Source organism: Streptomyces sp. NPDC087420 (assembly GCF_044744165.1).
Classification (GTDB): Bacteria; Actinomycetota; Actinomycetes; order Streptomycetales; family Streptomycetaceae; genus Streptomyces.
Genome location: NZ_JBIUXU010000012.1, coordinates 200,052 through 212,440, shown reverse-complemented (window position 1 = coordinate 212,440; position 12,389 = coordinate 200,052). Strand labels below are relative to the sequence as shown.

General features: G+C 72.3%; 7 protein-coding genes and 1 pseudogene. All 8 read right to left on the bottom strand.

Translation table 11 applies throughout. The annotated features are described in order from the left end of the window. Window positions 1-18 precede the first annotated feature (18 nt). On the bottom strand, window positions 19-423 hold the full coding sequence (locus tag ACIO1C_RS25505) for a roadblock/LC7 domain-containing protein (protein ID WP_401867185.1): 405 nt from the start codon (window positions 421-423) through the stop codon (window positions 19-21). After that, window positions 420-2,765: a nitrate- and nitrite sensing domain-containing protein gene (locus ACIO1C_RS25500; protein ID WP_401867183.1), complete on the bottom strand. Its 2,346-nt coding sequence runs from the start codon at window positions 2,763-2,765 to the stop codon at window positions 420-422. The genes ACIO1C_RS25505 and ACIO1C_RS25500 overlap by 4 nt, the downstream gene beginning before the upstream one ends. A gap of 458 nt (window positions 2,766-3,223) precedes the next feature. Then, entirely contained in the window at window positions 3,224-4,996 is a 1,773-nt protein-coding gene (locus tag ACIO1C_RS25495; RefSeq protein ID WP_401867181.1) for an AMP-binding protein, read from the bottom strand. Between the two features lie 88 nt (window positions 4,997-5,084). Then, window positions 5,085-5,999, bottom strand: a complete 915-nt coding sequence (locus ACIO1C_RS25490; protein ID WP_401867179.1) for a LysR family transcriptional regulator — start codon at window positions 5,997-5,999, stop codon at window positions 5,085-5,087. Between the two features lie 679 nt (window positions 6,000-6,678). After that, window positions 6,679-7,872 carry a glycine C-acetyltransferase gene (locus tag ACIO1C_RS25485; RefSeq protein WP_401867177.1) on the bottom strand — a complete coding sequence of 398 codons (1,194 nt, stop codon included), beginning with the start codon at window positions 7,870-7,872 and terminating at the stop codon, window positions 6,679-6,681. A gap of 62 nt (window positions 7,873-7,934) precedes the next feature. Beyond that, entirely contained in the window at window positions 7,935-8,963 is a 1,029-nt protein-coding gene (gene tdh, locus ACIO1C_RS25480) for an L-threonine 3-dehydrogenase (protein WP_401867175.1), read from the bottom strand. 1,482 nt (window positions 8,964-10,445) lie between these two features. Continuing rightward, window positions 10,446-11,369: pseudogene (locus tag ACIO1C_RS25475) on the bottom strand (DMT family transporter); the annotation flags it as partial. Further along, window positions 11,366-12,349 (bottom strand): phosphatase PAP2 family protein, encoded by a 984-nt coding sequence (locus tag ACIO1C_RS25470; protein ID WP_401867173.1) that lies wholly within the window; start codon window positions 12,347-12,349, stop codon window positions 11,366-11,368. The pseudogene ACIO1C_RS25475 and the gene ACIO1C_RS25470, both read right to left, overlap by 4 nt. Between the last annotated feature and the right edge of the window lie 40 nt (window positions 12,350-12,389).

Sequence of the window (12,389 nt, the reverse complement as noted above, 5' to 3'; positions counted from 1 at the left end):
GGCGGAACGGCCCGGCGATCAGCGCGAAAGCTCCGGGTTCGGGTCGCGGACCTGCGGGGACAGCGAGTCGCCGACCTGGTTGATCAGCTCGGACATCATGTAGCTGACCTCACCGATGTCCGCGTCCCTGGTCGTGGTGACCAGCAGCGAGGCGCCACTGGAGACGGCCATCGAGAACATGTAGCCGCCCTCCATCGCCGTCAGGCTGTGCTCGACGGGATAGGTGTTCGTCAACTCGGCAGCCGCTGACAGCAGGTTGACCACTCCGGAGGCGATGGCGGCCAGCCGGTCGGCGTCGTCCCGGTCCACACCGGTGAAGGCCAGTGCCAGTCCGTCCACGGACACGGCTATCACCTGGGTGACCTCCGGGATCCGTCCGGCGAAACTGCTCAGGATCCAGCTCAGGTCGGCCGGTGAGGTCATTTTCCCTTGCTCCGTTCGGTGGTGTCGTCGGCGGAGGAACGCCCGCGCTGGTTGGTGCTCCTGTTGATCCCCTGGGCGTAGGCCGCCAGGACGTCGGAGACGTGCCGGGAGTCGCGGCGGCGGGGCGCGGGCCGGGGCGAGGCGGCGCCGGGACGCTGTTCGGCGCCGTCCCGTCTGCCCAGGGTGGGCCACTGCTGCGGCGTGTTGCGCTCCCGCAGGGGCAGCCCCGAGGGGCTGACCCCGGCGATGCGCGACACCGGCTCGTCGCGTATCGAAGACCGGGCCCGTGTGGTGACGGGCTCGCGGACGCCGGCGCCCGAGGTGCCACCGCGGGCCCCGTTGCCTCCGGCGGCGGGCCGGGCGACCGGACGGGGCGCCTCGTACCGCGCCCCGTTGGTACGGCCGCCGTCGGTACGGTCCCTGACGGGCGTGCTCCGCGGCGGCGCGGTCTTCTGAGGGACCGGGGCCAGCACGTTGATGGGGAGGGCGACCTCGGCGATGGTGCCGGGGCCGGACGAGTCGCACAATTCGACAACGATGCCATGGCGCGCGGCGAGCCGTGCCACCACGTGCAGCCCCATGGACCGTACGTCTCCGATGCCCGACCGCGGCTCGCGCAGCGCGGCGTTGAAGCGCGCGCGGCGCTCCGCGGTGATGCCCACTCCCTCGTCGACGATCTGTACGACGGCCCGGTCCCACAGCCGCCACACGGCGACCCCGACGGGCTTGTCCGGAGGCGAGAACCGGGTCGCGTTGTCGAGGAGTTCGGCCAGGATGTGTGCCACGTCGTGCACGGCGCGGGCGGCGATGCCGATCTCCGCGTCGACCACCCCGAGCGACACCCGGTCGAAGCGCTCGATCTGCTGGGCGGCGGCCATGATGACACTGGCGCAGTCGATGTCCTGCGACCGCACCCGGGCGTGTCCGTAACCACCCAGCACCAGAAGGCTGTTGGTGTTGCGTTCCATGCGGATGGCGAGGTGGTCGAGGGCGAAGAGGACCTTCATCCGCTCGGGATCGGCCTCGTCGCGCTGCACCGTGTCCAGCTCGGACACCATGACGGTGGTCAACTGCGCGCCCCTCCGCGCGACACCGACCAGAGTCTCCGCGAACTGCTCGTGGATATGCGCCTGTTGGGCCGCCAGACGGACAGCTTCGTGGTGCACGGCGTTGAACGCCTCACCGACCTCGCCGATCTCGTCCGCGCCCGTGGTCCGCACCGGGTTGCCGCTCCGCAGGGCGACCTCCTCGGGTGTCGCGCCGCTCAGCGCGCCGGGCCGGGACAGTTCGCTCATCACAGCGGGGAGCCCGGTGTGGGCGACCTCGTGCGCGGCGTTGCGCAGGTCGCTCAGCCGCCGGATCATGACACGGCCCAGGCGGACGGCCACGATGACGGCGCCGACCAGGGTCAGCAACACCAGGGCGATCTCGGCCCCGGCTGTCCGGACGAGCGTGGTGCGCGCGTCGGAGACCGTCGCGAGGACGGACCCGTCGATCCGCTCCTCCACCGAACGCAGCAGTTTCAGACGGTCGTTGGAGGCCTTCTGCCACTCGGCCGGGGTGACCCCGATGGCCGCGCTGGTCCCCGTACGGCCGATCTCGTCCTCAAGCCGCCGGGCTTCGAACGCCTTGGCGCCGGAGAGGGTGCGCTCCAGCCAGGTCCGCCACTGGCCGGGGCCGAGGTCGAAGAGCACACCGATCGACTCGGTGTAACCGAGGCCGCCGGCCTCGAAGGTCCGCTGCGAGGCGGTGGTGAAGCCGCCCGCGGCCTGCGCCCTCATCACCGTGACCTGCCGCTGGGCCGAGTACTCGGCCGCCTCGGACAGGGCGGCCGCGGCGCGGATCCGGTCGGCGATGTCGGCGTCGACACCGTCCGCCTGCGCGATGCCGTCGCGGTAGCTGTTGAGGTCGGCGATCACGGTCCGGTACCCGAAGGCGAGGGCCGAGATGGTGCTGCCGCCGGAGCGCACCTGGGCGCGCAGCGAGGGAAGGTCGTCGATGAAGCGCTGGATCCGGTCCAGCGCGGCCTGTGCGTTGCCGGGCACCTCGGACAGGCGGCCGGTCTGCTCGCGGAACGCGGCGACACTTCTGTCGGTCGCCTGGGAACTGTTCTGGAACGCCTCCGCGTCTCCCTGTGCGGAGACCAGCGCGGTGGCCGCCGCCCGCTCACGCTGCAACTGGTGGGTCAACTCTCCCGCGTCGGCAGCGACATCGACCATCTTGGTCAACCGGTCGGCCTGGAGCGCCTGGTTGGTCGCGGGTGCGAGAGCCAGTCCCGAGAAGGCGACGGCCACGGTGAGAGGCGCGGTGACGAGCAGGGCGAGACGCCGATTGATTTTCACTGTGCGGCTCCGTCGCCGGAACCGGTGCTGAGTATCAATAACATGCAGATACCTGTTTAACGGGTGGTGGCGGGGGGTCGGTGAGGACGCTGGTCCATCGTTACGGATGGGGCGGAGGGGGCCCCAGCGGCGCGGCCTGATCCTAGGCCGTAGCCCGTGGCAACGAACGCCTGCACGACCGGGAAACGCATGTCCCACCCGGAGCGCGCACGGCGAAAACCGGTCGCCCAGACCCGGAGGGCGGCGGTCCCGGAGGCTAATCGGAATGACCGGAGCCGCCCGCCCGAAATCATGCCTGCCCAGCGCAGCGGCGCTTTGCGAGGTGGCTGCCGACGTCTCCCGGAATGCCTACGAGCCTTCCTGCGCGCCGACTTGACGGAGCATCAGCCACACGAATCTTCGTTGCGGAATGGTTAGATCAGTTTCGCCGGCGACGGCCGGATTGAGCGGGCCTCCGGTCACTCTTGAGCGCCGGGAGCCTCCGGGTGCGGGCCTCCGCCGTGCCCTCCGCCGTAGAGCCAGCCGCGCAGCGGAGCCTTGAGGACCTTGCCGATGGAGTTGCGCGGCAGGGCCTTGATGAGTTCCAGGCGGCTCGGCTGGTACCACTCGGTCATGCCCCGGTCCGTGAGGAACTCCCGCAGTTCGCCCAGGGTCAGCGCCGGCGATTTCGGGACGACCACCGCGCAGGCCAGCTCGCCGCCCTCGCCGTCCGGGTAGCCGATGAGGGCCACCTCGGCGACCCCGGGGTGGTCCAGCAGCTCGGTCTCGACGTCGTTGACCGGAATCATGAACGTACCGCCGATACGGTCCACCTCACGGCTGATGATGCGCAGTCCGCCCCGCCCGTCGGGGATGGCCAGGTCCCCGGTGTCGTACCAGCCGTCGTCGTGCTCGGCCACGACCCGGAGCCGTCCGCTGTCACGGCCCAGCGTGGCGAGCGCGACCCCACCGCCCCGTACGAACAGCCGCGCGGGCCGCTCGGCGCTCCACGGTCCGTCGGGCGCACCCCCGTCCGGCACACTCGCGCCCCCGGCCCCCTCCTCGGGATCGTTCCGTCTGAAGTCCATTTCGAGCCCCGGCCCCGGGCTGCCGTCGCTGTGCGCGCCCCAGAGCGGCGGGTCGTCCGCCCGTGTCCAGGTGTGGCCCGGTACTTCCGTCATCCCCCACAGTGTCCGCAGCGGCACGCCCCAGATCCGGGGCACCGCCGACACCAGCTGGCCCGGGACGCTGGTCGCGCCGCTGAACAGGAGCCGCAGCGGAGCCTTCTCCCGCGCGTTCTCGGTCGCGGTGACCAGGGCCGCCAGGTAGGACGGCGCGCCGGCGAAGACCGTGGCCTCGCTGTCGATGAGCATCTCCGGGATGTCGTGCGGCCTCCACACGTCGGACACGACGGACGCGCCGCCCGCCAGCAGCGGGACGAGCACTCCGTAGATCATCCCGAAGACGTGCGGCTGCGCCTGCGGGGTGAAGATCCGGTCGTGCGAGTCGATCCCCTCCGCCTCGACCACGGGGAACGCGCCCGCGTGCAGTGTGTTGAAGCTGTGCAGCACTCCCTTGGGCTCTCCGGAGTTGCCCGAGGTGAAGAGGACGACGGCGCCCCGGTCGGGGTCCTCGTTCGACTCGCTCACCACCATCGGGTGGCGGCGCTCCCACGGCGTCTCCTCGAAATGGCGGACGAAGTCCACCTCGCTCCCCGGGGCGCTCTCGCCCAGCACCACGCGGTGGCGCAGCCGCGGCAGGCGGGGGGCCATCTTCGACAGCGCCTCCGCGTGCTCGGTCCCCGCCCAGCGATCGGCCGTCACACAGACACTCGCGCCCACCCGGGCGAGGGTCCGCTCCAGCTCGCGCGCGCCGATGGTCGGCATGACCGGCGCCATCACCGCGCCCACCCGGACGCAGGCCAGCATCAGCGCGCTCAGCTGCCACCAGTTGGGCAGCTGGATCGCGACGACGTGACCCGGCCGCACGCCCAGCTCGTGCAGGGCTCCGGCGAAGCGCTCGACGTAGCGCGCGTACTCGCTGTACGTCAGCCTGCGCATCCCGGCGCCCGAGCGGTAGGCGATCACCGCGGGCGCGTCGGGGATCAGCTCCCGCCAGCGGCGCAGGTCGTCCAGCGGGCCGACGTCACGCCAGACGCCGTCCGCCCGGTACTTCCGCACCAGCTCATCGGCCGGGCGCAGGCCGAAGATCGCCGGTCCGTGGATCTCGTCGCTCGCGACTGGTTTGGCCATATAGAGGTAAACGTGGAGTACAGGCCCGATAGGTCACATTTCACAGGTGACAAAAGTCACATTCACACCAAAAGGATATCAACCGGGATCAACCGGTGGTGAGGCCGGCGGCCGCCCGGACCAGGGAATCCAGTACGGGACGGATCAGGGGATGGTCCTCGGCCCCGCGCCGGACCGCGGCGAAGACCCGGCGCGTGGCGGCGGGACCCGCCACCGGGCGGACGACCGTGCCCTTCAGGTCCATGCCGCGCAGCGCGGACCGCGGCACCAGCGCGACCCCGGCGCCGGCGCCCGCGAGCGCGACGACGGCGTGGAAGTCGTCCGAGGAGTGCACGAGGCGCGGCTGGAACCCGGCCAGCTCGCAGGCCAGCTGCATCACGTCGTGACAGGGGTTGCCCGGGTAGGGGCCGATCCAGTCGCTGTCTGCCAGCTCGGCGAGGACCACACGCGCGCCGAGACCGAGCGGATGCGCGGCGGGCAGGACCGCGTCGAACGGCTCCGCGTACAGCGGCACGCGGGACAGCCGCAGGTCGTCCTCGCGGGGGGCGCCCCGGTACTCGACGGCGACCGCGAGATCCGCCTGGCCGTCCAGCACCATCGGCAGGCTCTCGTCGCCCTCGGCGTCCCGGACCCGTACCCGTATGTCCGGGTGCAGCCCGGCCAGCTCCCGGAGCGCCGGGGCCAGCACCTCGGCGATCCCGGTCGCGAACGCGGCGACGGTCACCTCCCCGGCGGCCCCACCGGCGTACGCCGCGAGCTCGGCCTCGGCGCGCTCCAGCTGGGCGAGGACGGCGTGCGCGTGCGCGAGCAGGATCTCGCCGGCGGCGGTCAGCCGTACGCCCCGGCCGCTGCGGGTGAGGAGCGTGTGCCCGGTCTCCTGCTCCAGGGCGGCGAGCTGCTGCGAGACGGCGGAGGGGGTGAGGTACAGCGCGGCACCCGCGGCGGTCACCGTACGGTGGTCCGCCACGGCCCGCAGAATCCGCAGCCGCCGGGGGTCGATCACGGGGTCCAGGTTACGGCCGCGGTGTCCTGGTGCCGGACGGGCGTCTGCGTTTCGCCCGGCGTGTGGTTGCGGTTACCGATGTCCTCAATCGCCGGACGGGCTTGGGTGTGCCGTGGTGACGGGGGGCGGGGCCTCCGGAGGCGCGTATGTCCGGACTGCATGTTTTACGTCGCGTTCAACCGGTCCAATTAGCAACGGTCGCCATGCGACACAAAACACGCTCTACGTCCGGACACACGCACCTCCTCCGACCCCACCCCCCTCACGCCGCCGGGGACAGCGAACGACCCCGCCCGCCCCGGCGCCTCTGCCGCCCGGTGGTGGGCGCGGCTTACCGATGTCCTCAATCGCCGGAGGGCTGGATGTGTGTCTTGGCGCGGGCCTGGAAGGGGGACGGGCAGGGGTCGTGTCCGGAACGTAGAGCGTGTTTTGTGTCGCATGGCGACCGTTGCTAAAACAAGGTGCTGAACGCGACGTAAAACATGCAGTGCAGGACACGACCCCTGCCCGGCCCCCGGCAACCGACCCGCACCCTGGCCACCGGGCCGCAGCGGGCAAAATCAAGCCCGTCCGGCGATTGAGGACATCGGTAAGCCGCGCCCGCGCACCGGGCAAACGCACAATCAAGCGCGTCCGGCGAATGAGGACAACACGAACCGCAACGGACACCGGCGCGAGCTTAAAGCGACGCCCTCGCCGCAACGAACGCCGAGACCGCTTCCAACACGTCACCCGTGGAATGCGCCGCGGACAACTGCACCCGAATCCGCGCCGCCCCCATCGGCACCACCGGGTACGAGAACCCGATCACGTACACCCCCCGCTCCAGCAGCAGCTCCGCCATCCGCCCCGCCTCCGCCGCGTCCCCGATCATGACGGGCGCGATCGCGTGCTCGCCGGGCAGCACGTCGAAGCCGGCTTCGGTCATCTTCGTACGGAAGAGCGCGGTGTTCGCGTTGAGCCGGTCCCGCAGCTCCCCCGCGCTCTCCAGCAGATCGAGGACCTTGATGGACGCGGCGGCGATGACCGGCGCGAGCGAGTTGGAGAAGAGGTACGGGCGGGACCGCTGGCGCAGCAGCGCGACGATCTCCGCGCGCGCCGCCACGTACCCGCCGGACGCACCGCCGAGCGCCTTGCCCAGCGTGCCGGTGAGGATGTCGACGCGGTCCATCACGCCGTGCAGTTCGGGGGTGCCGCGGCCGTTGGGGCCGACGAAGCCGACCGCGTGCGAGTCGTCCACCATGACCATCGCGTCGTAGCGGTCGGCCAGGTCGCAGATCTCGGCGAGCGGGGCGACGTACCCGTCCATCGAGAACACGCCGTCCGTGACGATCAGCCGCCGCCGCGCGTCCTGCGACTCCTTGAGCCGGGTCTCCAGCTCGGCGAGGTCGCGGTTGGCGTAGCGCAGGCGGCGCGCCTTGGAGAGCCGGATGCCGTCGATGATGCTGGCGTGGTTGAGCGCGTCGGAGATGACCGCGTCCTCGGCGCCGAGGAGGGTTTCGAAGACTCCGCCGTTGGCGTCGAAGCAGGAGGAGTAGAGGATCGTGTCCTCCTGGCCCAGGAAGGAGGAGAGGCGCTGTTCCAGCTCCTTGTGGATCTCCTGGGTGCCGCAGATGAAGCGCACGGACGCCATCCCGTAGCCCCACCGGTCGAGCGCGTCCTTGGCGGCGGCGACGACCTCGGGGTGGTCGGCGAGGCCGAGGTAGTTGTTGGCGCAGAAGTTGAGGACGTCTCCGCCGGCGGGCCCGCCACCGGCCGTGACGGCGACGGAGGCGTTCTGGGGGGTGGAGATCACCCGCTCGGGCTTGAAGAGACCGGCGTCGCGGATCTCGTCGAGAGTGGCGCGGAGGTCGTCCCGTACGGACGTGAACATACTGACTCCAAGGAGGCGGGGCGGGGCGGACCGGCGGAAGGACGTGACGGTGCGGACAGCCGTCAGACGGTCCAGTCGAGAATGATCTTGCCGCTGCGGGCGGTCGCGGCCTCGTCGAAGGCCGCGTCGAAGTCCTGGTAGCCGTAGCTGCCGGTGATGACGGGGCTCAGGTCCAGGCCGCCTTCGAGGAGGACGGTCATCGCGTACCACGTCTCGTACATCTCACGGCCGTAGATGCCCTTGATCGTGATCATGGACGTGACGATCTTCGACCAGTCGACGGCGAACTCGTCGGCGGGCAGGCCCAGCATCGCGATCCGGCCGCCGTGGGTCATGTTGTCGACCATGTCCCGCATGGCCTCGGGGCGTCCCGACATCTCCAGGCCGATGTCGAAGCCCTCCTTGAGGCCGAGCAGGCGCTGCGCCTCGGCGATGCCGTGGTGCGTGACGTCCAGGGCGAGGGTGGCGCCCACCTTGCGGGCGAGTTCGAGGCGGGCCGGGCTGACGTCGGTGATCACTACGTTGCGCGCGCCGGCGTGCCGGGCGACGGCGGCCGCCATGATCCCGATGGGGCCGGCGCCGGTGATCAGGACGTCCTCGCCGACGAGCGGGAAGGAGAGCGCGGTGTGCACGGCGTTGCCGAACGGGTCGAAGATCGCGGCGACGTCAAGATCGACGGGGGCGCGGTGCACCCAGACGTTGGAGGCGGGCAGGGCGACGTACTCGGCGAACGCGCCGTCGCGGCCGACGCCCAGGCCGACGGTGCTGCGGCAGAGGTGGCGGCGGCCGGCGAGACAGTTGCGGCACCGGCCGCAGACGAGGTGCCCCTCGCCGCTGACGAGGTCGCCGACGGCGACGTCCTGGACGTCGGAGCCGAGGGCGGCCACCTCGCCGACGAACTCGTGGCCGAGGACGCGGGGGGTGGTGACGGCGTGCTGGGCCCAGCCGTCCCAGGAGCGGATGTGCAGGTCGGTACCGCAGATACCGGTACGGAGCACCTTGATCAGTACGTCTCCGGGGCCGGTGACCGGCTCCGGCACGTCCATGAGCCACAGCCCCGGCTCGGCCTTCTGTTTCACAAGTGCCTTCATGGGGGTGGCTCCCGGGGGTGAGGGTGGTGCTGAGCTGATCCGTGATCGCTGGTCGGCGCTCACGCCCCCAATCTGCCGAGCGCGGCTCCTCCAGTCCATCGAGGATTTCTTAACCGGCCCAACAGCGCACCTTCACGCCCCGGCGCGACACCGCTTCCGCCGCCGCGCGCTTTCGCCGGGCGCCGCGGTGGGGTGCCCCTGCCCGGGCCACTCGACGGAACCGAACTCACCGGGCATCAGCGGTACGGGCATGGGCACGGCCCACACAGCGAGCCCGGCAACGGCGAACCGGGCGACGCGCCTGCCCGCGCCCCGCCGAGAGGCACGCTTACGGCCCCAGGGCCGCCCACCCACGTCCGACCGATCCACCGCCTCGGGGGTACGAGCCGCAAGCCCCTCCTCCCGGCGGTCGTCCATGCTGCCCGGCGCGACGACCGCGCCGGGCGGCGGGCCACCGACCGCCGCTGCCGGGCGGGGCGACCCGGGTGCGTCCGGCGCCCGGTTGGCGGGAGTCGGCGCCGTCTCGGCCTCCCGCACCGTGACGGCGCGCGACGCAGCAGAATCCGACGGTGCGTCGGGCGCCGTGGCGCCGGACGCCGACACCGGCGTCCGCCGTGCCTCCGGGAGGTCGGCGGGCGGGGCCGCCTCTGCGGGTCGCAGGGGTACGTGCGGTACCCGCACCGCCGCCTGGGCGTGCGGGCCGTCCGGAGCGACCGCGTGAAGTCGTCGCAGCGGCACCACCCACATCCGCGCGGACCTGACGGGCGGGGCCGTGGTATCCGTGGACCGCGCGGCAGCCGTACGGACGGACGCCTCGGAGGCGTCCTCCGGCGGCCCGGCCGGCGTCTGCCCCGCAGGGGCGTGGGCGGGTGACGGGGACGGTATCGACCGCTTGTCGGTGTTCGCGGGCTCGGGCCGGCCGGCCGCCGCCGGTACGTCACGGATTCCCGCGTGCAGGAGCCTCAGCGGCACCACGGTCATCCGCCCGGCAGACGAAGGCGCGGACATGGAACCGGGACCGGGCGGCCCGGAAGCCGCCTCGGGCCGTGCGGCCATCCGTGCGTCGGCCGTCGGGGCGGACAGCCGACGCACGGTGGTTCGAACCGGGAGCCGGGGCGCCGGCGACGACCCCGTCCCGGTGGTTCGGGCGGCGGACGGCGTACCGTCCCTCCGCGCGGCAGGCGCGGGTACGCCGGGCAGGAACAGATCCGGTACGCGCGCCTCGCGACCCACCGGCGCCTCCACGGAGTCCGGGGCAGCCAAGGGCTCCGACGTCTCCGGGCCAACCCGGGCGCCCGAGCCCGCCCGCGCATCCGGCACGCGAACCTCCCGACCCTCCGACACCCCCACCGGCTCCAGCGTCTCCGAGACGACACGCGCGCCCAAGCCCGCCCGCGCATCCGGCACGCGGGGCATCCCCACCGCCGACCGCACGTCCGGGCCATCCACAGCGCCCGAGATCTCCCGGACCGTCCCCGCATCCGGCACACCCACGGGCTCCAGCGTCTCCCGGACGACAGTCGCGCCCGAGCCCACCCGCGCGTCCGGAACACCGGCAGCCGCGGGCTCCGGCGCGCCCGGCGCCGTGCGTGTCAACAGGACCACGCCCCTCGCCGCCACCACCGCGCCCACCGCCGCCGCCACCACTCCAAGCGCGCCGCCCTGGAGGCGTTCGCCCAGGAGGGTCAGGCCTATGAGGGCCGCCGCCACCGGGTTCGCCAGGGTGAGGACCGCGAGCGGGGCGCCGAGGCCGCCGCGGTAGGCCTTCTGGGACAGCAGCAGGCCGCCGGAGGCGAACGCCGCGACCAGCAGGGCCACCCCCGCCGCCTGCCACAACGGCAGCGCGTTCGAGCTGCGTGCCGCCGCGGCCACCGTCACCGTCTGGGTCAGGGCCGAGGCGACGCCCGACGTGACCCCCGACGCCGCCGCGTTCCGCAGGCCGGGCTGTGCGCCCGCCTGCCTGGTAAGCAGGGCCACCAGCGCCATCGCGACCGCCGCGACGGCCAGCGCCTGCGGCAGGGTCAGCGTCTCGTCCGGCGTGGTCCCCGCCGCCGTCGTCAGGATGATCGCGAGGCCGACCAGCGTGAACGCCGTACCGCGCCACTCGCCCCTGCTGACCTGCCGGCCCGCCCGGCGCGCGCCGAGCGGCACCGCCGCGACCAGCGTGAGCGCGCCCAGCGGCTGGACCACGGTGAGCGACCCGTACGTCAGGGCCGCGACGTGCAACAGCGCGCCGGTGGCGTTCAGTCCGACCGACGACCACCACGTGCTGCGCCGCAGCAGGGTGAGCAGTCCGGTGCCGGGTTCCGTACGCGCGGCCAGCCGCTCCTGGGCCACGGCCGCGGAGGCGTACGCGACGGCGGAGACGAGTGACAGCGCCACGGCGACGAGCGTTCCGCCGTTCATCGTGTGCCCCCTGACGAGACGAGTGGAACGGCCCGGTCCGGCCCGGTCGAGGCCGGCGCCTCGGATGTGTCGGGTACTTCGGATGCGTGGGGTGCGTGCGGCACGTCGGGTACGACCGGCACGTCGGGTACGTCGGGTGCGACCGGCACGTCGGGTGCGATGGGTGCGTCGGACGCGCGTCGCCCGTCCGGGGTCGAGCCGGACGCCCCCGCCGGCTCGGAAACCCTGTCCTTCGACGACCGCACGATCAGCGACCCCCGCCTCGGCAGCCGGATGAACGCCAGCGCCACCCCCAGCAGCGCCACCGCCACGATCGCGTCGAGCCAGTAGTGATTGGCCGTGGACACCACCACGAACAGCGTCATCAGCGGATGCAGCAGCCACAGCCAGCGCCACCGCGAACGGGTCGCCGCGATGAGGCCGACCGCCACCATCAGCGCCCACCCGACGTGCAGCGACGGCATCGCGGCGAACTGGTTCGACAGCTGGTCGCTCTCCGGGCTCGCCCCGTACACCGTCGGGCCGAACACCTGCCCGGTGTCGATCAGGCCCGTCGAGGCCAGCATCCGCGGCGGAGCCAGCGGCACCAGCAGGTGCAGGACGAGCGCGGCCCCGGTCAACGCGGTGAGGACCCGGCGGGACCAGACGTAATGGACGGGCCGGCGCCAGTACAGCCAGGCGAGAAAGAGCACCGTGGCCGGGAAGTGCACCGTCGCGTAGTACGTGTTCACGACGTGGACGAGCGTGTCGCTGTGCAGCAGGGCACCCTGCACCGCGCTCTCACTCGGCAGACGGACGGCGCGCTCGAAGTTCCAGACGTCGTGGGCGTTGCTGAACGCGTCCCCCGTACGGCCGTCGGCGACCTGCCTGCCGAGCTTGTAGACGAGGAAGAGTCCGACGACGAGCAACAGCTCGCGGACGAGGGGCGGTCGGGCGGAAGGTACCTGCTTCCGTTCGGCGGGCCCAATTCGGGCGTTCATTCACCCGACCCCTTTGCGTGGACGACACGGCGTGGTGCTC